The following is a 23,416-nucleotide window of genomic DNA, read 5'->3' on the forward strand; positions in this document are numbered from 1 at the left end:
CTCCATTTATTAGATGGAGATTTTGGTGTCGCTTATTTCATGGAGCCCGTTTCTTTGAATTTTATATGAAAGTTAAAGGCTTCATTTAAAAGGTGAGGGGTGTGGCCGCCTACAGCCTTAGCGCGTTCGAAATAATCGCGAATTGAAGGGCGGTAGTCGGGGTGTACACAGTTTTCGATGATGACCTCTGCGCGCTCTCTAGGCGATAAACCGCGTAAATCGGCTAAACCTTGGTCTGTAACGAGTATGTCGACGTCGTGTTCGGTATGATCCACATGCGATACCATCGGTAAAACATGAGATATGGAATTATGATCTTTTGAAGCTGCTTGAGTTACAAAAATACTTAAATAGGCATTTCGGGCAAAATCACCCGAGCCTCCAATTCCATTCATCATGCGATTTCCGCCTATATGTGTGGAATTGACGTTTCCATAAATATCGAATTCTATAGCAGTATTGATGGCAATAATTCCCAGGCGACGAATCACCTCGGGTGAATTACTGATGTTTTGAGGGCGCAATACCAATTTATCTTGGTAATTGTCAAAGTTCTTTAAAATGCGTTGGTAGCAGTTTTCGGTAACTGTAATAGAGGAGCCTGAGGCGAAATTCATCTTACCCGAATCGATAAGATCAAAGGTGCTGTCTTGCAATACCTCAGAATACATGGTAAGGTTTTCAAAAGGGCCATCGATTAATCCGGTGAGTACGGCATTGGCCACTTTTCCGATTCCAGCCTGTAAAGGCAGTAAAGAAGGAGTTAAAGTGCCTTTTTTGATTTCTCCTTCAAAAAAACGCAGTAAATGTTGTGATATAGCAGTTGTTTTTTCGTCGGGATGTGTCAATTCTGCCGGTGTATCGAGTATATCTGTAAAAACAATTCCGATTACGTGCTCTGGATTCAGGCGGATAAATGCTTCTCCTATGCGATCGCTCACGGTTTGTATCGGTATAATTTCTCTGTTTGGATAACTTTGTGGTACGCAATTGTCGTGAATTCCTCTAAAAGAAGTCGGTACCAAGGTGTTGATTTCAATAATTATTTTAGGTGCGGCAGCTGCAAAATAGGCAGAATTACCTATTGAAGTAGTAGGTATTATAAAACCCTGATCGTTGATAAAGGAAGCTTCGATGATGGCGATGTCTACAGCGGGTATATGACCGCATTGAAGTTGTTCTATCGTTTCACTTAAGTGTTGATCGACGTATTTTAATTCGTAGTTATTGATGCTTTTTCTTAAAGTAGCGTCTGCTTGAAAGGGCATCCTGCGAATTAATGCATGATTGGCGGCTAAATCCGCGTCGGTAGTATGGCCTAAAGAAGCTCCAGTTATCAAGGTGATTGCTACATCTTCTGTGGCTGCTCTTTTTGCGAAAGCCGGCAATACAGACTTGCTATCTCCAGCTTTGGTAAACCCACTCGCACCAACTACTGCGCCGTTTGGGATCAATTGAGCTGCTTGCTCAGCAGTGATAATTTTTGATTTATATGCTTCAAAATTAATCCTTTCTAGTGGCAAATTTTCTTCAATCATCTTAAAAATAAATTAAGCGCTAAATTTAGCGTTATTTTGAGAGTTTTGAAAATTATACCTTCCCTATTTTAAGTTCCATCCTATTTTAGAATCATTTTAAAATATAAGGCTAAAAAGCAAAAAAGCTAACCTATTCGGTTAGCTTTTCCAAAGTGTATTTGATTAATGCACGTACTGCTTTGTAGGGGTCGGTACTAAAGGTGCCGTCGGCCCTATTTGCGATAATCGCATTTAGCGATACCGCCTGATGGCCTAATAGTTTTGATAATCCGTATATAGCCGCAGTTTCCATTTCGAGATTTGTTATTCTATAAGAATCAAAAGTAAAAGTATCTATTTTATGATTTAGCGAACTGTCTTGCAAAGCCAGTCGCAATACTCTTCCTTGTGCTCCATAAAAACCACTTGCAGTAGCGGTAATTCCATAGTTCATTTGAGTACCGCTTAAGCGGGCTTCCAATGACGGACTGTTACCAATGATATAAGGACGGCCTTTTCTAGAGTCCCATTGGGTATGCTGAATAAAAGCATCTTCCATCTCTTCTTCGCAGATGTCATGCAGTTCATAAGAACGCAACATATTGTCCATACCGATTCCGTATTGCGATAGTAAAAAACTATCTACAGCTAGGTCGGAGTGAAGTGATCCGGATGTACCTACGCGAACGATGTTTAAAGAGGTGTGATTTTGTTTGGGTAAACGCGTTTCGAAATCAATATTGACTAAAGCATCCAACTCATTTAGAACAATATCAATATTGTCAGGACCGATACCCGTTGAAATGACGCTAATGCGATTTCCTTTAAATGTGCCGGTATGCGTTTTAAACTCTCTTTTCTGAGTGCGAAACTCAATGGTGTCAAAATGTTCAGAAATCTGTTCAACACGGTCTTGATCGCCAACAAAAATCACATCTTTGGCCAAGTTTTCTGGACGAAGGTTTAAGTGATAAATGCTCCCGTCCGGATTTAAAATTAATTCAGATGATTTGATGGGCATGGTGTGTGTTTTTAAATTATCCGCCTACGCGTTTGATTTTGTATCCCTGTTTGCTGAGGAACTCCATGATTTTATCTCTAAAGTTTCCCTGTATAATGATTTCGCCATCTTTTGCTGAACCGCCTACACCACAAAGGGTTTTGAGTTGTTTGGCAAGAGATTTTAAATCCTCATCACTACCTTGAAAACCTTTAATCAAGGTGGCTACTTTGCCACCTCGATTTTTTTTATCTAAATGAGCTTCCAATCGCTGTTCATTAGCTTTTAGCGGAGTTTTTTCTTCGTTGGATTCCTCATATGAAAAAGAGGCATTGGTCGAAAATACAAAGCCGCCTAAATCTTCTAAATTACTGATTTTTTTACTCATTACGGTGTTTATTTTTTAATTAATCCCAATTCAACTAAACGCTCATGTAAATATGCGCCAGCAGTAATGTCATCAAACTGTTTTGGGTGATTTTCGTCAATACATTCAGGCAAACAGTTTAGCGGCATTTCACTAATTGGATGCATAAAAAATGGGATTGAAAATCGAGAGGTTCCCCATAGTTCACGGACGGGGTTTACCACTTGGTGTATGGTTGATTTTAATCTGTTATTGGAATGACGGGACAACATATCGCCTACATTAATAACCAATTCATCCGGTTGAGCAATGGCATCAATCCATTGACCATCGTGGTTTTGTACTTGTAATCCCTTTCCTTGAGCTCCCATTAACAGCGTGATCAAATTAATGTCTCCATGGGCTGCAGCGCGCAAAGCATTTTTGGGCTCTTCCAGTATGGGAGGGTAGTGAATAGGACGTAAAATACTGTTGCCGTTTTTGAGAAAAGCATCAAAATAAAACTCGTCTAATCCGAGAAATAAAGCCAAGGCTCTCAATACGTAAACACCTGTTTTCTCAAGCATTTGGTAGGTTTCTTTTCCTACTGTATTGAAATGAGGTAACTCTCTCACTTGAACATTCGCTGGATAAGTCGCTTCTAGTTCTGGGTTGTCTTGAACATATTGTCCAAAATGCCAAAATTCCTTTAAGTCTCCTTCTTTGCGCCCTTTTGCATGCTCTTTTCCAAAAGAGACATAACCGCGTTGTCCACCAATACCTGGAATTTCATAGCCTTCTTTGACTTCCAGGGGAAGGCTAAAGAAGTTGCGAACCTCTGTATATAGGTTTTCAACGAGTTGGTCATCTAGGAAATGACCTTTTAATGCTACGAATCCAATTTCTTCGTAGGCTTTTCCGATTTCATTTACAAATTTTTGTTTACGTATCGGGTCGTCCGATAGGAAATCACGCAAGTCAACACTGGGAATGTTTTGCATTGTTATAATTTGTTTAATAAAAAAACTTAATATAAGTGAAGCAAATTTACTGATATTTTTTAATACCTGGGTTCGAATTTTACAACTATTATCTATATTAAGGACTTTTATTAGTGGCTCTGATTCGGTTCTTAAATGTTGGGTACGCTTGTGTTTTTGGTTTGGAGTGGCTCGAAGTGATTTTGCAATTAATGCAGCAATTTTTTAAACTATAAAAAAGAGCTACCGTGTGCTGTGAAGGACATTCTGTCTCTTGATGTGTGTGAGTTATCAAGGAATTGTATGTATAATAAAAACTTATTTTTTAACAGAATAGTCGCTAAATACAAAGCTGATTTGAGTTTGTAGGTGAAGAATAATTCGATAATTGAAAATTATAGTAAATATAATTTGCCATTTATCATATAAAAGTTTATATTTACTAATATAGATAATGCGGTAATGTAAAATAATTAATAACATTAAAAATAACAATTATGAAATTAAAACTTTTACTTTTTTTGGCAGTGCCTTTTTTTATTGCTTGTAATTCTAATGTTACAAAAGGAGGGCTTAAACAAGATGAAAGAGCAGCCGAAGCTGTAGGCGGATGGTTGTATTATTATTCGATGAATAAAAATTATGATTCTATCTATAACTTAATGGGCGACGATTACTTCGCAAAATCTTCTAAAGAGAAATTAAAAAATTATTTATTGGAAAAAGAAGCCAAGTTAGGCGAAATTAAAACTTTCGAAATTAAAGATTGGCAAAAGAATACTTCCACCGACGAGTCCAATGCAGACGCTCATTATGTTTTAAAATACAATGTTGAATATGCCAATGGAAAATCGGAAGAAATCCTATATCTATCCAAAGAAGGTAAAGATTTAAAGATTACAGATTATAAAGTAATCGCGGCTGGTTTGTAATTAATAGGATTATAGTGTTTACAAATTAAGGCTATTAAGGCTATTAAGGCTTTGTTTAATATAAAAAAAACACCTCTCCAATTTGAGTTTGAACTCCAAATTGCTAGAGGTGATTTTTTTTGCAACTACGTGAGGTAACTGCTGATGAATACTTTAAATAGAAAATTTCCTATTTCTTTTTCATTTGATTTGCTTTGTCCTCCGCTTTTGCAGTTTCTTTTTTCATATCACTGACTTTGGCGTCTACTTTAGCGGTTTCTTTGGTTTTTACCTCTTCTATTTTACTTTTTGATTTGGCTACTTGAGTGTTGACTTTAGCTTGTTCTGTAGTTTTGGTTTGTTCTACTTTGCCTTCTGCTTTTTCAATTTTCTTTTGTGTTTTAGCACCTTCTTGATTTACAGTTGCTTTTAGCTTTTCGCCTGTTTGAGCCATTGTGCTTGCTGATGCAAATACAGCTAGTAAAGCAGTAAGAGCGATTGAATTTTTAATGTTCATAATTTTTAGTATTAAATTGGTAATAATGACTCAAAATCATTCTTTGATTTTGTAAAGTGAAATTAATATATAATTTCTTTGCGGAATACGCAGTTGTGTTTTTTGTGATAAAATTAATAATTTTTAGAAAATCTAGAAATCTCAGCGGGTAGAAAAGCCTTGAAAATACTGGTTTTTTGATTTTTCATCTCCGTTTGTTAGGGGGATAATTAAGGCTGTTTTTGCTTAAAATTGTTAAAATTTTGCGCTGCTAAAGTCGGAGATAAAGCCGCAGCTTTTCATTTTAAAAAAAAGAAAGCATAGCCGTGGCTTTTTTTTGAGTTTAACGGCTTAATAAATCGCGATTAACAGCTGATATTTTCACTGTGATTTCGATTGTAAAGCAGTTCTTTTTTATAGGCTTGAAAATCAATATTTAAGGAAAAATATTTAAGCGGTGTTTTTTTTAGTTATTCTTTAAAGAATTATTAATTTTAACCCCTTTATGACTTACTATGGAAAATATAAAATACGACAAAAAAGATTTGACTAATGAAGTCCTTTTGGATTTGTATAAAAAAATACTTAAACCTCGATTAATCGAAGAGAAAATGTTAATCTTGATTCGTCAAGGAAAGGTTTCAAAATGGTTTTCAGGTATAGGGCAAGAAGCGATTTCAGTTGGGGTTACTAGTGTATTAGATCGTGACGAATACGTGTTGCCTATGCATAGAAACTTGGCGGTTTTTACCAGTAGAGATATCCCGCTATACCGTTTGTTTTCACAATGGCAGGGTAAAGCAGATGGCTTTTCTAAAGGAAGAGAGCGTTCGTTTCATTTTGGAACACAAGAATTTAATATCGTAGGAATGATTTCACATTTGGGTCCTCAATTGGGATTGGCAGATGGAATTGCATTGGCACATAAGTTAAAAGATGAAAAGAAAGTTACTGCGGTATTTACTGGAGAGGGTGGAACTTCTGAAGGGGACTTTCACGAAGCATTAAACGTAGCTTCTGTGTGGGACTTGCCGGTATTGTTTGTTATAGAAAACAACGGTTATGGACTTTCAACGCCGACCAATGAACAATATCGCTGTGAAAACTTGGCGGATAGAGCTGTAGGTTATGGTATGGAAAGCCATATTATAGATGGAAATAATATATTAGAGGTTTATACAAAATTGACGGACATTGTCAAGTCGATGAGAGAAAATCCACATCCGGTTTTAATCGAGTTTAAAACTTTTAGAATGCGCGGTCATGAAGAGGCTAGCGGAACCAAATACGTTCCTCAAGAGTTGATGGATATGTGGGCGGTTAAAGATCCTTTGGAGAACTATAAAAAATACTTGTTAGAATTAGGTGTATTAAGTGCAGAAGCCGATGTTGAGATTCGAGCTGCATTTAAAAAAGAGATAGACGAGCATTGGGCTAAAGTTCAAAGTGAACCGTTGATCGAAGCCGATTTAGATGAAGAATTGAGAGATATGTATGCGCCCTATGAACACCAAGTGTTTGAGATGGGGGAAGAAACACATAAGATTCGACTTGTGGACGCCGTATCAGAGGGTTTAAAACAATCTTTTGAGCGCCATCCTAATTTGGTGATTATGGGTCAGGATATTGCAGAATATGGAGGAGCATTTAAAGTAACTGACGGATTTGTGGATTTGTTTGGAAAAGAGCGAATCAGAAATACACCAATCTGTGAAAGTGCTATAGTCTCAGCTGCTATGGGATTGTCTATAAACGGACAAAAAGCCATAGTTGAAATGCAATTTGGTGACTTTGTTTCGACGGGCTTTAATCCTATTGTAAACTATTTGGCTAAAATTCACTACAGATGGAATGAAAAAGCCGATGTAGTGGTTAGAATGCCTTGTGGAGGCGGTACGCAAGCAGGGCCTTTTCACTCGCAAACCAATGAAGCTTGGTTTACTAAAACACCAGGATTAAAAGTGGTTTATCCAGCCTTTCCTTTAGATGCTAAAGGTTTGATGAACACCGCAATTAACGACCCTAATCCGGTAATGTTTTTCGAACATAAAATGCTTTATAGAAGTATTTATCAAGAAGTGCCAACCAATTATTATACGATTCCGTTTGGACAGGCTGCTCTTTTAAGAGAAGGTAGCGATGTAACCATTGTTACTTTTGGCGCAGGAGTACATTGGGCTTTGGAAACCTTGGATAAAAATCCGGATATTAAAGCGGATTTGTTGGATTTGAGAACTTTACAGCCTTTGGATTGGGAATCGATTTATCAATCGGTAAAAAAGACCGGAAAAGTAATTGTTTTACAAGAAGATTCATTGTTTGGAGGTGTGGCTAGTGATATAGCTGCAACTATTATGGAAAATTGTTTTAAGTATTTAGATGCACCAGTAAAACGTGTTGCTAGTTTGGATACGGCAATTCCTTTTGTAAAAGCCTTAGAAGATCAATATTTACCGAAGGGAAGATTTGAAAGCGAATTAATCGATTTACTGGCGTATTAATTTAAACCGATAACAACAACACAACAAACCCATATTTATGAATACAATCACACAAACCGATTTTAATTTTCCAAATCAAAAATCAGTATATCACGGTAAAGTGCGTGAAGTATATAATATCAACGACCAATTATTGGTCATGATAGCTACGGATCGACTATCTGCTTTTGATGTGGTAATGCCAAAGGGAATCCCTTACAAAGGACAAATATTAAATCAAATTGCTACTCAATTCATGCAAAACACGCAGGATATAGTACCAAATTGGTTAATAGCGACACCTGATCCGAATGTTGCTGTTGGGCATTTGTGTGAACCTTTTAAAGTTGAAATGGTTATTAGAGGATATCTTTCTGGACATGCTGCCAGAGAGTATGCTTTGGGGAAAAGAGTTTTGTGTGGTGTTATTATGGAAGACGGTTTAAGGGAAAATGATCGTTTTGCCGAGCCGATTATCACCCCTTCTACTAAAGCGGATTTGGGAAATCACGACGAAGATATTTCTCGTGAAGACATCTTAAGTAAGGCTATAGTGTCAGAAGAAGATTATTTGGTTTTAGAGCAATATACAAGAGCATTATATCAAAGAGGTACGGAGATTGCAGCGAGTAGAGGCTTGATTTTGGTGGATACCAAATATGAATTTGGTAAAACTAAAGATGGAAAAATAGTTCTAATCGATGAAATTCACACTCCGGATTCCTCTAGATACTTTTATGCAGAGGGGTATCAAGAACGTCAAAATAACGGAGAGCAACAAAAACAATTGTCTAAAGAATTTGTGAGACAGTGGTTAATCGCTAATAACTTTCAAGGTAAAGAGGGGCAAGTAGTTCCCGAAATGACCGATCAATATATTCAAACCGTTTCGGAGCGTTATATTGAATTGTATGAGAAGATTATGGGCGAAACTTTTCAAAAGGCAGATGTTGCTAATATATTGGAACGAATTGAGAAAAATGTATTGGCTTTCTTAGCAGATTATAAAAACTAATGATTGATGGTATGGAGTTATTAAAAAGTCTTTATTGGAGACATGCTACTAAGAAAATGACGGGCGCTGTGGTTCCAGAAGTCAAAGTGAATCAAATTATCGAAGCGGCTCGTATGGCGCCAACATCCTCAGGCTTACAGCCTTTTGAGATGATTTTGGTAAAAAACCAAAGCTTTAAAGAAAAGATTTATAATGAAGCGGCACAACAATCTCAAATTTTAGATTGTTCACATCTTTTGGTGTTTGCAGCTTGGGATCAATATACCGAAGCGCGATTGGATGCTGTTTTCGACAATATGGAAGAAATAAGGCATTTAGCTGCGGGAACTATGGACGACTATAAGAACAGTTTGTTGTTGCAATTTCAGCCTTGGGATTTGGAAAGACAATTTCAGCATGCGGCACGACAGGCATATATTGCTTTCGGTATGGCTATAGCAGCTGCTGCGGAACTAAAAGTAGATGCTACTCCTATGGAGGGGTTTGACAATGCGATTTTGGACACTTTATTAGGCTTGGATAAAAGGGGATTAAAAAGTGTAACCCTGCTTCCTTTAGGTTATAGAGATGAAGAAAACGATTGGTTGGCTCCACTAAAAAAAGTGCGATTTCCACTCGAGAAGATGTTGACCATAATAGAGTAAACTATAAAAAAAGCTGTCTTAAGACAGCTTTTTTTATAGTTTACAAATTCAATCTGCACGGAATTCCCTATTAAAGGAGTGTAGTAATTGAAAAGTGTGGTAGGCTGCAATGCGCGTAAACGAATTCGCGAATGTGCAAATTACCCTCATTTAAAAGCTTAAAAATTACCCAAAAATCATTTTTTTTGGACTAAAAACGACTTTTTGTCAAACTGATAATTTGGTAATTAAAGTGGCGATTTACCTGTTTTTACCTCCTATAACGAGGTGTTTTTCGATTTAACAAAGAATAATGCAATATAAAGTTCTTTTTTTAGGAATACTTCTAAAGCGGGTATATTAGTTTTTCTAATTAGATTGTATTATATTCGTGATCTGTAATATTATTTATTTCATCATACGGTTTTACTATGAATCAAACGGCTATAAAAGAACCTCTTTCTTTTGAAGATTTTAAAAAAGAAGTTCTACAAGACTATAAAATTGCGCGTACCAGTAGAGAATGTAGTTTATTGGGAAGAAGAGAAGTGTTGACGGGAAAAGCGAAATTCGGAATTTTTGGAGATGGAAAAGAAGTGCCGCAATTAGCTATGGCCAAAGCCTTTCGCAATGGAGATTTTCGTTCGGGCTATTACCGCGATCAAACTTTTATGATGGCAATTGGAGCTTTGACTACGCAACAGTTTTTTGCAGGATTATTTGGTCATTCCGATTTGGACCACGATCCGATGTCGGCTGGAAGACAAATGGGAGGGCATTTTGCTACCCACAGTTTAGATGAAAATGGAAACTGGAAAAAACTAACAGCACAGAAAAATTCTAGCGCCGATATTTCACCTACAGCAGGGCAAATGCCAAGATTGTTAGGTTTAGCACAGGCGTCAAAAGTATATAGAGAGTTCGCCAATATGGATGTAGAAAATAATTTTTCTGTATCGGGTAATGAAGTTGCTTGGGGTACTATTGGTAATGCTTCTACTTCTGAAGGTTTGTTTTTTGAAACCATCAATGCAGCTGGAGTACTACAGGTTCCTATGGTTATGAGTGTTTGGGACGATGAGTACGGTATTTCTGTACACGCCAAATACCAAACTACCAAAGAAAATATTTCTGAAATACTCAAGGGGTTTCAGCGTGATGACGAACAAAAAGGTTACGAAATTATTAGAGTTGCCGGATGGGATTATGTTGCCTTAATTGAGGCTTATAATACCGCTTCTCAAATTGCGAGAGAACAACATGTACCGGTTTTAATTCACGTTCAACAATTAACTCAACCTCAGGGACATTCCACTTCGGGATCACATGAACGTTACAAGAGCAAAGAGCGCTTGGAATGGGAAGTGGAGTTTGATTGTTTGTTGAAAATGAGAAATTGGATTATAGAAAACAATATAGCGACGGCCGACTCCTTAGATGAATTGGATCAAATTCTTAAAAAAGAAGTATTAGAGGCTAAAAAAGCCGCTTGGAATGCTTATATAGATCCTATTAAAAAAGAGCGTACAGAATTCGTTGAATTGTTAAAAAGAGTAGCTCCCCAAAGTGCTCATCGCGATGTAATTGAACAAAGTGCTACGGAATTAGAGGCGATAAAAGAGCCTATTCGAAAAGAAATTTTAACCGCAGCAAGAAAAATAATAAGACTGGTTGTTAATGAGGCTCCTCAGGCTGAAATGGCGCAGTTTATCAAGGCTTATTTTGAAAAAATTCAACCTAAGTTCAGTTCTAATTTATATTCCAATTCCAAAGACAGTCTAGCGCATATTGTTGAAGTGCCTGTAACTTACAACGACGATGCCGAAGAAGTGGATGCGCGAGTTGTTTTAAGGGATAATTTTGAGGCCATTTTCAAAAAACATGAAAATGCATTGATTTTTGGTGAAGACTCGGGTAATATTGGTGATGTAAATCAGGGATTGGAAGGTTTGCAAGAAAAATTTGGAGCGACAAGAATTTCCGATACAGGAATTCGCGAAGCAACGATTTTAGGTCAAGGTATTGGAATGGCGATGCGCGGTCTAAGACCGATTGCAGAAATCCAATATTTGGACTATTTGTTATATGCTATTCAAATCATGAGTGATGATTTGGCAACGCTACAATATAGAACTTCAGGAAAACAAAAAGCACCACTTATAGTGCGTACTCGTGGTCATCGTTTAGAGGGAATCTGGCATTCTGGATCACCGATGGGTATGATTATCAATGCAATCAGAGGAATGCACGTATTGGTTCCGAGAAACATGACAAAAGCCGCTGGTTTTTATAATGCTTTATTGGAAACAGACGAGCCGGCCTTGGTTATTGAGTGTTTAAACGGTTACCGTTTGAAAGAGAATATGCCTAATAATTTAGGAGAATTTAAAACGCCGATTGGAGTGGTAGAAACCATGAAAGAAGGTAAGGATATCACGGTGGTTTCCTATGGGTCAACCCTACGTGTAATCGAACAAGCAGCAGCTGAATTACTCGAATTGGGAATCGAAGTGGAATTAATAGATTGCCAATCACTTTTGCCGTTTGATATAACACATCAAGTGGCGGCGAGTTTAAAGAAAACCAACCGTTTATTGGTGGTAGATGAAGACGTTCCGGGAGGAGCATCGGCTTACTTATTGCAGGAAATCGTTGAAACGCAAGGCGGTTATCGTTATTTAGACAGTGCGCCTCAGACGCTTACTGCTAAGGCACACAGACCTTCTTACGGAACAGATGGAGATTATTTTTCTAAACCATCTTCCGAGGATGTTTTTGAAAAAATTTATGCAATAATGAACGAGGCAAATCCAATCAAATATCCAAGTTTATATTAATTCGAATTATATTTTTGGTACAAAAAGGGCTTTTCTTATGAAAAGCCCTTTTTTATTTATAAGATTTTAAGTTCCTTTTTTAAGGAATAATGCAACCACCTTATTGTATACAACACGGATTCGCAGCTAAAAACGAGCTAGTGTTGTACGGACTTTTCTACTAGGAAACAAGTAGATAAAAAGAACCTTATAATAAAAGCTTAACTGATTGTCCTTTTTTTTTAGGATAGGAATTACAAACTATACCGGCTTTTAACTTTTTCTCAGTAAATACAACTTGAGTTCTAGGGTTTTGACCAGTAAAATTGATAGCTAAATATTATGATAGCATATAAAATATCATTATTTTTGCACATTGTTTTAAACATAGCTATATTATGATAAATGATTTATTCGACAGAATACATAAAAGTAAAGGACCGCTAGGAAAATGGGCTTCACAAGCTGAAGGATATTACGTGTTCCCAAAATTAGAAGGACCTTTGTCTAATCGTATGATGTTTCATGGCAAAGAAATTATCAATTGGAGTATCAACGATTACCTCGGATTGTCTAATCATCCCGAAGTGCGTCGCGTTGATGCTGAAGCAGCAGCAGAATATGGTGCCGCATATCCTATGGGAGCGAGAATGATGTCTGGACATACAACCATGCACGAACAACTTCAAGATGAATTGGCTGCTTTTGTACAAAAAGAAGCTGCTTATTTATTGAATTTTGGCTATCAAGGAATGGTTTCTATTATTGATGCATTGGTAACGAAAAACGATATTATCGTTTATGATGTGGACTCACATGCTTGTATTATCGACGGTGTTCGTCTACATATGGGTAAACGTTTTACTTACAAACACAATGATATTGAAAGTTTTGAAAAAAACTTACAACGCGCTACTAAAATGGCAGAAACCACTGGAGGAGGAATCCTAGTGATTACCGAAGGTGTTTTTGGTATGCGAGGACAACAAGGAAAATTAAAAGAAATTATCGCTTTAAAAGATCGTTATAACTTTAGACTGTTGGTTGATGATGCCCATGGGTTTGGTACCTTAGGAGCAACAGGAGCTGGAGCAGGTGAGGAACAAGCTTGTCAAGACGGTATTGACGTTTATTTTTCTACTTTTGCAAAATCAATGGCGAGTATCGGTGCATTTGTTGCTGCTGATCAAGACATCATCGATTATTTAAAATACAATTTGAGATCTCAAATGTTTGCAAAAGCACTTCCAATGATATTTGTTAAAGGAGCGCTTACCCGTTTGAATCTTTTGAGAACCCAACCGGAACTTAAAGCCAAACTTTGGGAAAATGTAAATGCGTTGCAAAACGGATTAAAAGATAGAGGTTTTAATATAGGTGATACCAATACCTGTGTTACACCCGTATATCTAGAAGGAAGTATTCCGGAAGCTATGGTAATGGTTAATGACTTAAGAGAGAATTATAATGTTTTCTTGTCGATTGTTGTTTATCCTGTGATTCCTAAAGGGATTATCTTGTTGAGAATGATACCGACTACGACACATACTATGGAAGATATTTCTGAAACTTTAGCAGCTTATGAAGCGATTAGAGAGAAATTAGAAAACGGTACTTATAAGGAAATTGCTAGCAGAACTACGGTTGATGTTAGTAATGCATCATAAGTAGTAGTCGTTATAAATAAAAAAAGCTTCCATTTTGGAAGCTTTTTTTATAGGTAAATATTTTTGGGGGCGAAGCTTAATATAAATATCCTAAACAACTCTAGCTGAGCTCTTTTCTAAACGTTTTTCTCCTCTTGTGTATTACCGGACTAAATTGTTTCCATAATTGCTGTATTTTGTTGTTTTCGACCAACAGCGGATTGGTTTCGATTAAGGAGATACCTTTCTTAGTGAAATTGTCGTAAATCTCTTTAAACATTAAAGCATTGATGCCTTTGTTTTGATATTCTGGATCGATTCCAATCAGGTAAAACTCGGCGTGATTGTTTTTTTTCATCGCTTGCAACAAATGCCAAAACCCAAACGGAAACAAACTGCCATTGGCTTTTTGAAATGCTCTCGAAAAAGAAGGCATAGTAATGGAAAAACCAATCATTTTATGGTTTCTATCCATAACACAGGATATAAAATCGGGATGTATAAACGACAGATATTTTTCTTTATAATGTTCTATTTGGAATTGCTGTATCGGTACAAAACTCTGTAAGTTTGCATAAGTTTTATTGAGTAAACCAAACATTTCATCAACATAGGGTAGCAGTTCCTTAATCGTTTTAAACTCGAGTAGCTTGACCTCATAGCGCTTGGAAACCAAATCGGCCATTAGATTGATTTTGTCGGGATTAAAAGTGTTGATGTCCAATTTGTATTCAAGCCATTCCGCTTCGGTTTGATAACCCAGCTGCTCCAAATGGCGAGGATAATATTCCAAATTGTAAATACCAATCATGGTGGCAATATATTCGAATCCTTCGGTCAGCATGCCCGCCTTGTCCATATTTGAAAATCCCATGGGGCCTTCTGTATATGCCAATTGATTTTCACGACCGAATTCTTCTACTTTTTCAAGTAAAGCCCGAGTTACATTTATATCGTCGATCATTTCGAGCCAACCAAATCGAACTTTTGATTTTTTCAACTCCTTAACTTCTGTCCAATTGATGCTTCCCGCAATGCGCCCTACTATTTTCCCGTCTTTATAGGCTAAGAAAAATTTGACGCTTACGCTTTTAAAAATGTCATTTTTTTGATTAAAACTTTTATATTCATCCTTTATCAAAGGGGGAACCCAATAGGCATTTCCCTTGTATAATTCAAATGGAAATTTTACAAAATCCATCATTTCTCGTTTGCTAATAGCTTCTTTTATTTCAATCATCACGTTTATTTTAATTCCACATCGCGGTGATTCTTATCAAATCGCCAAGAAAGACCTACTTGTGCAAAAAATGAGGCATGCCCTTCGCGTTGATTCATACCAGCGGCTAGGTCTATCTGCATGTTTTTATCAATTAGGTTGGCAGTGCCCACTCTGTAATTCATTTCTTTGTAAAAATCATTTTTATAACCTTGATTTTCTGCAAATACAGACCAGTGATTATTGATGCCATGGGTAAGTGTTACTATATAACTATAACCTCTAAATTCTTCAGAGCTGATTTTGTCGGCTATTAAATTCGTAATTAAGGCCCATTTTTCGCTAAAGTGTTGCTGGGCGATAAGAATGACCTTTGGGCTTATTTCGGGCTCCTCAGGGCTTGAAAAGACGCCTGTTGGCTTTGATGTAGCTGCGGCATAAACCGCTACTGCGGGAATTAAGCGACGCCACTTAAATCGTTGATTGGCTTTCCAGCTGTAAATATTTATTTTTTCTTCGTAGTTTTTAAAAGGATCATAAATTAAATACTTTGCACCAACTTCTATATTGGAAAAACCTGTGGTCGCTGATGTGTTGATGGCCTGCCCATCTACGGGTTTGTAAAAATGCTGTTTGGCGAAATTGAAATCGGCTACCAGCTCTAAAGATTCAAAGAAAGCGCCATAGCGCAGTTGTAATTCTGCGGCATATTGGTTTTTAACATGGTCTGTAACTGGATCATCGTGATAGGTGGCACCTGCTTCCAATTGTAAAACTGTCTTTCCTACGGAAAAAGCACCCATGGATTGACTTGGTCTGTTGGAGTTAATTTCGCTGGTATGTTGAGCTTGTAAGACACAAGTGAAGAGCAAAGCCAGTAGTACTGTGAGTTTTTGAAGCATTTTAAGCAATTTAGTTTCTCAAAAATAAAGAAATATAATGAAAGGCCGAGTTATAGTTTTCGTATAATGATGATTTCGTTGTGATTTTGAATTTTCGACAAGCGACGGACGTAATATTCGCTGGAATCAAAGAGTTTTAGGTATGCTGTGTTTCTATCCGTGTGCTCGGATACCAGTGTAATGGTGTTGAATAAAAGATAGGAATTGGTGCGCATCATCTTTTGTAAGTGATGAACGAAATAACTTTCAAATAAAAAACCAGGCATTTCTGCATCTTGAAAAATATCGACCAGAATTAAATCATAGTGCCTGGTGTTTTTTAAAGCAAATTCAAAAGCATCGCCTAAGATGATTTCGTGATTTTCGAACTCGTCTAGCTTAAAATATTTTTTGGCGATATCAAGAACCGTGGGATCGAGTTCTACACTGGTTATTTTTTTGCCAAATCCAATGTCACGACGTAGAGTATGGATAACACTGCCTGCTCCTAAACCCAACACCAGAACGGATTGCATTTTCTTGATTTGGTGGAATCCTATAGTTTGCAATCCTTTTCTTAAGATTTTCTGTAAGTTGCCGTAAGAATAGTTGGTATGGGGCGTGTCTAAAACCAGTTTGCCGTTGTTCCAACTCACCTCTAAAGTATCGTTTATCTTAGAGGAAAACACTTTTGCTTTTATTGGAATAAAAAAACTGAGGAAACGCGCGACCATATTTTCAATTGTTAAGTACAAATATAAATGTATTTTAGCAGCATATAAATGAGAAATGAAGAAAAAGCTTTACCAATGGATTTTCCACAACCTTATGGGATGGAAGATTTCGGGGACTATTGATCCAGAAATAAAAAAATGCGTGATGATTGTGGTGCCACATACCAGTTGGCACGATTTTTATTTAGGTGTTTTTACAAGGGGGATTATGGAGATGGATATGAATTTTGTAGCCAAAAAGGAGTTGTTTCTATTTCCGTTCAATTATTATTTTAATTGGATGGGGGGAGCCGCATTAGATCGACGTAAAAAAAGTAATAAAGTAGAAGCTATAGCCGATATCTTTGAAGAGAAAGAAATATTTCGTTTGGCTATTGCTCCAGAGGGAACTCGAAAAAAAGTGGGTACGTGGAAAACGGGGTTTTATTATATTGCTCAGCGCGCTGGCGTTCCGATTATTCCCGTTGCCTTTGATTACGGAAAAAAAGAAGTCAAATTTTTTCCACCTTTTTATCCTACGGATAAAGCTGATGCCGATATCCAATACTTACAAAATTTGTATCGCGGAATTAAAGGGAAAAAAGCCAATTATAGTTATGAACCGGATTCCGATGAATTAGGGGTATAGCCGCTATAAGAACCGTCTTTATAAAAAATCACAATCTGTTCGATCTCTCTGGTCGAGCAGATTTTTTTTTGGATTGTTTTCGGTAAAACTTCATTAGAGATTTCCGGTGTTACTAAAGTGGGTTTGGGTTCCGATTGGACTACTTCAGTCGGAGTTGTTAATACGCTTTCTTCCGTAATTTCAGGAGTGCTTTTTGGAGGTGCCACTTGAGAAGTGATTGCTGTTTTTTGGAATTCCTCAGAAAAAAGAGAGGGTGAATTTAACGGAGGAGCTGGGCTGTTTTCCGGTAAAAAATCACCTTCGCCTTTTAGTAGCCAATACAGATTTAGTTCTGGAAAAGCCTCGTATATTTTCATGATAAAATCCAAGCTGGGTTTGTTTCGTCCAGACAAAAGATGCGAAAGACTCGAGCGCTGTACACCAATTTTATCGGCAAAAGTGGATGCACTAAACTCATAGTGTTGTAGTAAAAATTCTAATCGGTTTACAAAATTATCCATGGCTTAATTGTTGAAATTTAACAACTGTTGTTGTTTACAAATGTAATAAAATAATGTTTACAAAAACAAATTCTTAGTCCGAAGCCTAAAATATACATTAATTATTACTTTAAGTAATTAAGTTTAGATTGCTGGATTAGTGATTATTGATGTGTTAAATATTAATTTTTATTATCTCCTATAAAAACAGGAGCGTGTAGCGGTTTTTTAAAAAACCACTTTGTTACAAATGTAAACAATAGCAAGATATGAGATGTTTACATTTGTAAATAATAAGTTGTTTACTTTTGTAATTTGCAAATAGGGACTATGAATATAGATAAAATATGTGCTGTTTATAAATCGCCTTGGGTATATGGGCGCTATGTGGTTTCGGAAGATTTAGAGGGCTTGTATAAGGAGTTGTCTGTTGATTTTAAACTGGAAACTCAAGGGATAAGTGTTGAAGGACGAGCGATAAAATCGGTTCAAGTTGGACGGGGATCGACCCGTGTTTTAATGTGGTCTCAGATGCACGGAAATGAATCGACTACCACAAAAGCGGTTGCGGATTTATTGTGTTTCTTAAATTCGAACGAAGCGATGGCGCAATCTTTTAAGTCGCAGTTTACGCTTTTAATCATACCGATTCTTAATCCTGATGGTGCTGAAAATTATACCAGGGTTAATGCCAATGAGGTGGATCTAAATCGCGATTCAATTAATTTATCTCAACCGGAGAGTCGATGCTTAAGAAATGTATTTGATCAATTTAGGCCTCATTACGCATTTAATTTGCACGACCAAAGAACTATTTTTGCAGCTGGGAAAACGAAAAATCCTGCTACTATATCTTTTTTGGCCCCTTCTTATAATGAAGCCCGAGAGGTTAATGCTTGTCGTTTAGAAGCGATGCAATTGATCGTTACTATGAATAAGGAGTTGCAAAAGTATCTACCTAATAGTATAGGACGATTTGATGACGGTTTTAATTTGAACTGTATTGGTGACTATTTTCAATCTAGAGGAGTGCCTACTATCTTGTTTGAGGCAGGCCATTTTCCTAGGGATTATGAAAGAGAAGTTACTAGAAGCGAGGTTTTCCGAGCACTATTAACAATTTTAACAAATATTAATTCCAAAGATTTCAAAAATATAAGAATAAATGATTATCTTGCAATACCGGAGAACGAAAAATCGTTTCGAGATGTGTTATTTACTAACGTTCAGTCGATTTATACGGATTCTGGTAAAAAAGATCGTGTTTGGGTGCAATATAAAGAGGTTTTAATAGATAAAATTATTAATTTTGCACCAACTATAGTGGCGATTAATATAGAGGAAGGGTTACAGGCACATTTAGTGGTGGATGTTCCAGTAAAATGGAAAGTATCCGAGCCAGATATAAATGAATTAATTGACGGAAATCTCTTGGAATTGATTGATTTGGGACAATTAAGTGTTAATGAATTGCTAAAAAAATAATAAAACCACGAATTTACTAAAGAACATTGATTTTTTGTAGTATTTTTGTAGTTCAAATTAGAATTAGATAAATTATTGATTTATGAGTAAGTTTCGATTAGATGAGATAGATCATCAAATTTTGGATATGTTGATTGACAACACAAGAGTACCCTTTACAGATATAGCAAAGAAACTTTTGATATCCGCAGGAACAGTTCATGTTCGTGTAAAAAAAATGGAGGATGCAGGGATAATTCAAGGATCATCTCTTACCTTAGATTATGAGAAATTAGGATATTCTTTTATTGCATATATTGGAATTTTCCTTCACAATACTTCTCAGACTAAATTTGTATTGGAAAGAATTAATGAAATTCCTTTCGTTACTGTAGCTCACGTTACTACTGGTAAATTTAATATTTTCTGTAAGATTAGAGCAAAAGACACGCGTCACGCTAAAGAAGTTATTTATCTAATAGATGATATAGATGGTGTTTACAGAACAGAGTCTATGATTTCTTTGGAAGAAAGTATCAACGATAAAAAACGTTTGATGCATACCATCTTCAAAGAACTTTAGTAGTTGATAAATCATATTGAATTAGAACTGCCTTCGGGCGGTTTTTTTTATATTTAAATTTTTTTTATGGATTCTCTAACTCAAATTGTTTTAGGGGCAGCGGTTGGTAATGCGGTTCTCGGTACAAAAATTAAAAACAAAGCCATTCTATATGGTGCGATTGCAGGAACGATCCCTGACTTAGATGTCGTTTTTGGTCTCTTTTTAGATCCAATTGTCGCGTTGGAAATCCATAGGGGGCTTACGCATTCCTTTTTATTCGCAACGGTTTTGGCGGTTTTGCTAGGATATGGGCTACATCGAATAGAGCGCGCTAAAGGTGTTAGTTTTAAAGAGGGTTTTAATCTCGTTTTTTTGGGACTGGTAACACATTCCTTTTTAGATGCATTTACTACCTGGGGAACGGAAATCTTGTGGCCTTGGAATTATTCTTTTGCTTTTAAGTCCATTTTCGTGGTTGATCCACTTTATACTTTACCTTTTATTTTTTTCTTAGTCAAATCAATGCGGGAAACCAAGGATATGAAACGGAGGATGAAGTGGAATACTTATGGTATAGTTGTCAGTTCGGCTTATTTATTGATCACTTTAATCTTGAAGTTTTTAGCCTACAACAAATTTGAAGAGAGTTTGGATAAACAACAGCAGGTTTTTAATTCCCTTGCAGTAAAACCTACTGCCTTTAATACGGTTTTATGGAATGGAATAGTTGAAATGGATTCCAGTTACTGGATTGGGACTTATTCCTTTTTTGATAAAGGCGAAATTGAGTATCAGGAATTCGATAAAAATTTGGAACTCCTTAAGGATATCGAAAAGGAACCTGTTGTAGAGCGGCTAATCGATTTGTCAAATGGAGAATTTACCATGTCGAAATCAAAAAATCAGCTGTATTTTAACGACTTGAGATTTGGTTTGTTAAAGAGTTATCCAAAAGAAACTCAATTTGCGTTTAGTTATCACTTGTTTGAGAATGCAGATGGCGTTTGGGAGGCTCAAGAGGTGAAAAAAGAAAAAAGAGATGGTGTTGTTATGCTGAAGAATATGTGGACTCGAATCTTTGGCGACTAATTTTTAACCAAATGCCTTTTGGATATACGGTTGCTCTAGGAGATTATATTTAACTTTGAAAAGATAAAAGAGATAAAAATGAAAATACTAATTTCACCTGCTAAATCATTAGATTATAATACAGCAGTTCCGTTTTCCTTTAAGACGGAGCCTATCTTTAAGAAACAAGTCAAGTTGGTAAATGAGGTGTTAAAGACTTACAGTCAAAAGGATTTGGCTGATTTAATGCATATATCAGCTAAGTTAGCTGAACTCAATTGGACGAGAAATCAAGAGCGAACTTTAAAAACCACTGCCGTTTCGCAAAATGTAAGGGCAGCCGTTTATGCTTTTAATGGAGATGTTTATAGCGGTTTAGATGCTTATACTTTAAATGAAGAGCAGTGTGCTGATTTGCAGTTAAAACTCAGGATATTGTCTGGGCTGTACGGTTTGCTAAAGCCTTTTGATTTTATTGAACCTTATCGATTGGAGATGGGTACAAAAATGAGTGTGGGAGAATCGGCGAATCTTTATGAGTTTTGGAAACCGTTGATTGCTGCGGCATTGAATAAGGAGATGAAAAAAGGGGAATTATTGATTAATTTAGCAAGCGTAGAATACTTTTCTGCAGTTGATAAAAAAGCCTTAGTAGGGCAATTGGTAACACCAGATTTTAAAGAATTGAGAGCGGGTAAACTAAAATCGATCAGTTTTTTTGCTAAAAAAGCTAGGGGAATGATGGTGCGATATATCATCGAAAACCAAATAGAAACCATTGAAGGCTTAAAGGGGTTTGATACGGACGGTTATGCGTTTAGTGCGGATAATTCTACGGAAAATAAATTAGTATTTATACGTTAATAAGCTGTCAGTCAATGATTTTTAAATAAGTAGGTCATTTTCCAATTAATAGTTGTTTTTTAAGCTCTTAATGATGAAATTTGACTTTTAAATACGTGAGCAATAATGGAAGAAATACATTATATAAGTTCTGATGTTTTTTCAATGGAAACACTTCAGAAAATTATTATAGAAAATAAAAAAATAGAGCTCTCCGAAGAAGCTCGTGCAAATATTGAAAACTGCCGTGCTTATCTAGATGAGAAAATGCGAACTCAGGATGCGCCTATATATGGAATTAATACCGGTTTTGGTTCGTTGTGCAATGTAAAAATTGACACGGAAAACCTTTCTAAACTTCAAGAAAATTTAGTAAAATCTCACGCTTGCGGAACCGGAGAGTTGGTTCCTGAAGAGATAGTGAAAATCATGTTACTACTAAAGATAAAATCACTTAGTTTTGGGAATTCTGGGGTGCAATTAATCACGGTAGAACGCTTGGTTGATTTTTACAATCTAGATATTTTACCGGTTATTTACAATCAAGGGTCTCTTGGAGCTTCGGGTGATTTGGCTCCGCTAGCACACTTGTCTTTACCTTTAATCGGGGAGGGAGAAGTATATTATAAAGGTGTACAGCAACCGGCTAAAGAAGTCTTAACGCAATTGGGTTGGGAACCGATTAAGTTGCAATCCAAAGAGGGATTAGCCTTGTTGAATGGAACTCAGTTTATGAGTGCCTACGGTTGTTATATCTTGATGAAATCACAAAGACTATCGTATTTGTCCGATTTGATTGGTGCAGTTTCATTAGAAGCGTTTGATGGGCGTATAGAGCCATTCAATGAATTGATTCACTTGGTTCGTCCACACAAAGGTCAGATTTTAACCGCTAAATTCTTTACTGAAGTTTTAGAAGGCAGTGAAATTATCGCACAACATAAAGAACACGTACAGGACCCTTATTCTTTTAGATGTATTCCTCAAGTACACGGTGCTTCTAAAGATACTATAGACTATGTGTCTAAGATTTTTAAAACAGAAATCAATTCTGTAACTGACAATCCAAATGTGTTTCACAGTCAAGACTTAATCATTTCTGGAGGAAATTTCCACGGACAGCCCTTGGCGCTGGGATTGGATTTCTTGGGGATAGCTTTGGCTGAGTTGGGTAATATTTCTGAACGTAGAACCTATCAGTTGATTTCAGGAACAAGGGGTTTACCTCCTTTCTTGGTTAATGATCCAGGATTAAACTCCGGTTTTATGATTCCACAATATACCGCAGCAAGTATAGTTAGTCAAAATAAACAATTAGCTACTCCGGCAAGTGTTGATAGTATAGTGTCTAGTAATGGGCAAGAGGATCATGTGAGTATGGGGGCAAATGGAGCTACAAAAACCTTGAGAATACTCGAGAATTTAGAGCGTATTTTGGCTATTGAATTAATGAATGCTAGTCAGGCATTAGAGTTTAGAAAACCATTGAAATCTAGTGAATTGATCGAATCGTTTATCGGTATTTATAGATTGGATGTACCGTTTGTTAATGAAGATCGTATTTTGCATTATGATATTCAAAAATCGATATCTTTCTTAAATTCTTTTCAAATAGATTCTGAGGTCTTTTATTAGTATCTTAGTATCAAAGTATAACAAGACCACACTTTTGTCTCTAAAAAGTGTGGTTTTTTTTTATATATTC

At 36.5% G+C, this 23,416-nt stretch carries 21 protein-coding genes; 12 read left to right on the forward strand and 9 right to left on the reverse strand.

Annotated features, from left to right (window positions below):
* Window positions 1-32: 32 nt before the first annotated feature.
* From KO524_RS10960 to KO524_RS10975, 4 genes are all read right to left on the reverse strand, one after another.
* Window positions 33-1,538 (reverse strand): succinate CoA transferase, encoded by a 1,506-nt coding sequence (locus tag KO524_RS10960; protein ID WP_219293989.1) that lies wholly within the window; start codon window positions 1,536-1,538, stop codon window positions 33-35.
* Between the two features lie 130 nt (window positions 1,539-1,668).
* Entirely contained in the window at window positions 1,669-2,538 is an 870-nt protein-coding gene (locus KO524_RS10965; protein WP_219293991.1) for a nucleoside phosphorylase, read from the reverse strand.
* Between the two features lie 16 nt (window positions 2,539-2,554).
* Entirely contained in the window at window positions 2,555-2,905 is a 351-nt protein-coding gene (locus KO524_RS10970) for a translation initiation factor (protein WP_219293993.1), read from the reverse strand.
* 8 nt (window positions 2,906-2,913) lie between these two features.
* Window positions 2,914-3,864, reverse strand: a complete 951-nt coding sequence (locus KO524_RS10975; protein ID WP_219293995.1) for an isopenicillin N synthase family oxygenase — start codon at window positions 3,862-3,864, stop codon at window positions 2,914-2,916.
* Window positions 3,865-4,340: 476 nt separating this feature from the next.
* On the opposite strand from KO524_RS10975, the gene KO524_RS10980 reads away from it, so the two are divergent.
* The gene (locus KO524_RS10980) at window positions 4,341-4,775 is read left to right on the forward strand and encodes a hypothetical protein (RefSeq protein ID WP_219293997.1); all 435 of its coding nucleotides are present in this window, start codon (window positions 4,341-4,343) and stop codon (window positions 4,773-4,775) included.
* Window positions 4,776-4,944: 169 nt separating this feature from the next.
* On the opposite strand, the gene KO524_RS10985 is transcribed toward KO524_RS10980, so the two are convergent.
* Window positions 4,945-5,271 (reverse strand): hypothetical protein, encoded by a 327-nt coding sequence (locus KO524_RS10985; RefSeq protein ID WP_219293999.1) that lies wholly within the window; start codon window positions 5,269-5,271, stop codon window positions 4,945-4,947.
* A 494-nt stretch (window positions 5,272-5,765) separates the two neighbouring features.
* Here KO524_RS10985 and KO524_RS10990 point away from each other — a divergent pair, with 494 nt between their 5' ends.
* The 5 genes from KO524_RS10990 (at window position 5,766) to KO524_RS11010 (ending at window position 13,851) form a co-directional block, all read left to right on the forward strand.
* Window positions 5,766-7,751 carry a thiamine pyrophosphate-dependent enzyme gene (locus tag KO524_RS10990; RefSeq protein ID WP_219294001.1) on the forward strand — a complete coding sequence of 662 codons (1,986 nt, stop codon included), beginning with the start codon at window positions 5,766-5,768 and terminating at the stop codon, window positions 7,749-7,751.
* Between the two features lie 37 nt (window positions 7,752-7,788).
* Entirely contained in the window at window positions 7,789-8,745 is a 957-nt protein-coding gene (locus KO524_RS10995; protein ID WP_219294003.1) for a phosphoribosylaminoimidazolesuccinocarboxamide synthase, read from the forward strand.
* Between the two features lie 11 nt (window positions 8,746-8,756).
* Window positions 8,757-9,389, forward strand: a complete 633-nt coding sequence (locus KO524_RS11000; protein ID WP_219294005.1) for a nitroreductase family protein — start codon at window positions 8,757-8,759, stop codon at window positions 9,387-9,389.
* 410 nt (window positions 9,390-9,799) lie between these two features.
* Entirely contained in the window at window positions 9,800-12,205 is a 2,406-nt protein-coding gene (locus tag KO524_RS11005) for a thiamine pyrophosphate-dependent enzyme (RefSeq protein ID WP_219294007.1), read from the forward strand.
* Window positions 12,206-12,582: 377 nt separating this feature from the next.
* The gene (locus KO524_RS11010; protein ID WP_219294009.1) at window positions 12,583-13,851 is read left to right on the forward strand and encodes an aminotransferase class I/II-fold pyridoxal phosphate-dependent enzyme; all 1,269 of its coding nucleotides are present in this window, start codon (window positions 12,583-12,585) and stop codon (window positions 13,849-13,851) included.
* Window positions 13,852-13,951: 100 nt separating this feature from the next.
* Here KO524_RS11010 and KO524_RS11015 read toward each other — a convergent pair whose 3' ends face one another.
* The 3 genes from KO524_RS11015 to KO524_RS11025 are packed head-to-tail and all read right to left on the reverse strand — an operon-like array spanning window position 13,952 to window position 16,685.
* Window positions 13,952-15,070, reverse strand: coding sequence for a GNAT family N-acetyltransferase (locus tag KO524_RS11015; protein WP_219294011.1), 1,119 nt, complete (start codon window positions 15,068-15,070; stop codon window positions 13,952-13,954).
* Window positions 15,071-15,075: 5 nt separating this feature from the next.
* Entirely contained in the window at window positions 15,076-15,951 is an 876-nt protein-coding gene (locus KO524_RS11020; protein ID WP_219294013.1) for a transporter, read from the reverse strand.
* Window positions 15,952-16,001: 50 nt separating this feature from the next.
* A complete protein-coding gene (locus KO524_RS11025; protein WP_255555243.1) occupies window positions 16,002-16,685 on the reverse strand; it encodes a spermidine synthase in 684 nt (227 codons plus the stop codon).
* Between the two features lie 34 nt (window positions 16,686-16,719).
* On the opposite strand from KO524_RS11025, the gene KO524_RS11030 reads away from it, so the two are divergent.
* Window positions 16,720-17,292, forward strand: coding sequence for a 1-acyl-sn-glycerol-3-phosphate acyltransferase (locus tag KO524_RS11030; protein ID WP_219294015.1), 573 nt, complete (start codon window positions 16,720-16,722; stop codon window positions 17,290-17,292).
* Here KO524_RS11030 and KO524_RS11035 read toward each other — a convergent pair.
* Window positions 17,259-17,792, reverse strand: coding sequence for a helix-turn-helix transcriptional regulator (locus KO524_RS11035; RefSeq protein WP_219294017.1), 534 nt, complete (start codon window positions 17,790-17,792; stop codon window positions 17,259-17,261). The two genes, KO524_RS11030 and KO524_RS11035, sit on opposite strands and share 34 nt — an antisense overlap.
* 309 nt (window positions 17,793-18,101) lie before the next feature.
* Here KO524_RS11035 and KO524_RS11040 point away from each other — a divergent pair, with 309 nt between their 5' ends.
* The 5 genes from KO524_RS11040 (at window position 18,102) to hutH (ending at window position 23,346) form a co-directional block, all read left to right on the forward strand.
* Window positions 18,102-19,256: a M14 metallopeptidase family protein gene (locus KO524_RS11040; RefSeq protein ID WP_255555244.1), complete on the forward strand. Its 1,155-nt coding sequence runs from the start codon at window positions 18,102-18,104 to the stop codon at window positions 19,254-19,256.
* An 82-nt stretch (window positions 19,257-19,338) separates the two neighbouring features.
* Window positions 19,339-19,818 (forward strand): Lrp/AsnC family transcriptional regulator, encoded by a 480-nt coding sequence (locus KO524_RS11045; RefSeq protein ID WP_219294019.1) that lies wholly within the window; start codon window positions 19,339-19,341, stop codon window positions 19,816-19,818.
* Between the two features lie 66 nt (window positions 19,819-19,884).
* Complete coding sequence (locus KO524_RS11050) at window positions 19,885-20,889, forward strand: metal-dependent hydrolase (protein WP_219294021.1); 1,005 nt, start codon at window positions 19,885-19,887, stop codon at window positions 20,887-20,889.
* Between the two features lie 78 nt (window positions 20,890-20,967).
* The gene (gene yaaA, locus KO524_RS11055) at window positions 20,968-21,732 is read left to right on the forward strand and encodes a peroxide stress protein YaaA (protein WP_219294023.1); all 765 of its coding nucleotides are present in this window, start codon (window positions 20,968-20,970) and stop codon (window positions 21,730-21,732) included.
* A gap of 105 nt (window positions 21,733-21,837) precedes the next feature.
* A complete protein-coding gene (gene hutH / locus KO524_RS11060; RefSeq protein WP_219294025.1) occupies window positions 21,838-23,346 on the forward strand; it encodes a histidine ammonia-lyase in 1,509 nt (502 codons plus the stop codon).
* Window positions 23,347-23,416: the final 70 nt, after the last annotated feature.

The sequence above is a fragment of the Flavobacterium sp. NKUCC04_CG genome, assembly GCF_019345525.1.
In the GTDB taxonomy this organism is placed as follows: domain Bacteria; phylum Bacteroidota; class Bacteroidia; order Flavobacteriales; family Flavobacteriaceae; genus Flavobacterium.

Excerpts from the sequence above, each read along its gene's own strand:
- KO524_RS10960 (WP_219293989.1), bottom strand. The coding sequence starts at position 1,538 with ATGATTGAAGAAAATTTGCCACTAGAAAGGATTAATTTTGAAGCATAT.
- KO524_RS10965 (WP_219293991.1), bottom strand. The coding sequence starts at position 2,538 with ATGCCCATCAAATCATCTGAATTAATTTTAAATCCGGACGGGAGCATT.
- KO524_RS10970 (WP_219293993.1), bottom strand. The coding sequence starts at position 2,905 with ATGAGTAAAAAAATCAGTAATTTAGAAGATTTAGGCGGCTTTGTATTT.
- KO524_RS10975 (WP_219293995.1), bottom strand. The coding sequence starts at position 3,864 with ATGCAAAACATTCCCAGTGTTGACTTGCGTGATTTCCTATCGGACGAC.
- KO524_RS10980 (WP_219293997.1), top strand. The coding sequence starts at position 4,341 with ATGAAATTAAAACTTTTACTTTTTTTGGCAGTGCCTTTTTTTATTGCT.
- KO524_RS10985 (WP_219293999.1), bottom strand. The coding sequence starts at position 5,271 with ATGAACATTAAAAATTCAATCGCTCTTACTGCTTTACTAGCTGTATTT.
- KO524_RS10990 (WP_219294001.1), top strand. The coding sequence starts at position 5,766 with ATGGAAAATATAAAATACGACAAAAAAGATTTGACTAATGAAGTCCTT.
- KO524_RS10995 (WP_219294003.1), top strand. The coding sequence starts at position 7,789 with ATGAATACAATCACACAAACCGATTTTAATTTTCCAAATCAAAAATCA.
- KO524_RS11000 (WP_219294005.1), top strand. The coding sequence starts at position 8,757 with ATGGAGTTATTAAAAAGTCTTTATTGGAGACATGCTACTAAGAAAATG.
- KO524_RS11005 (WP_219294007.1), top strand. The coding sequence starts at position 9,800 with ATGAATCAAACGGCTATAAAAGAACCTCTTTCTTTTGAAGATTTTAAA.
- KO524_RS11010 (WP_219294009.1), top strand. The coding sequence starts at position 12,583 with ATGATAAATGATTTATTCGACAGAATACATAAAAGTAAAGGACCGCTA.
- KO524_RS11015 (WP_219294011.1), bottom strand. The coding sequence starts at position 15,070 with ATGATTGAAATAAAAGAAGCTATTAGCAAACGAGAAATGATGGATTTT.
- KO524_RS11020 (WP_219294013.1), bottom strand. The coding sequence starts at position 15,951 with ATGCTTCAAAAACTCACAGTACTACTGGCTTTGCTCTTCACTTGTGTC.
- KO524_RS11030 (WP_219294015.1), top strand. The coding sequence starts at position 16,720 with ATGAAGAAAAAGCTTTACCAATGGATTTTCCACAACCTTATGGGATGG.
- KO524_RS11035 (WP_219294017.1), bottom strand. The coding sequence starts at position 17,792 with ATGGATAATTTTGTAAACCGATTAGAATTTTTACTACAACACTATGAG.
- KO524_RS11040 (WP_255555244.1), top strand. The coding sequence starts at position 18,102 with ATGAATATAGATAAAATATGTGCTGTTTATAAATCGCCTTGGGTATAT.
- KO524_RS11045 (WP_219294019.1), top strand. The coding sequence starts at position 19,339 with ATGAGTAAGTTTCGATTAGATGAGATAGATCATCAAATTTTGGATATG.
- KO524_RS11050 (WP_219294021.1), top strand. The coding sequence starts at position 19,885 with ATGGATTCTCTAACTCAAATTGTTTTAGGGGCAGCGGTTGGTAATGCG.
- yaaA (WP_219294023.1), top strand. The coding sequence starts at position 20,968 with ATGAAAATACTAATTTCACCTGCTAAATCATTAGATTATAATACAGCA.
- hutH (WP_219294025.1), top strand. The coding sequence starts at position 21,838 with ATGGAAGAAATACATTATATAAGTTCTGATGTTTTTTCAATGGAAACA.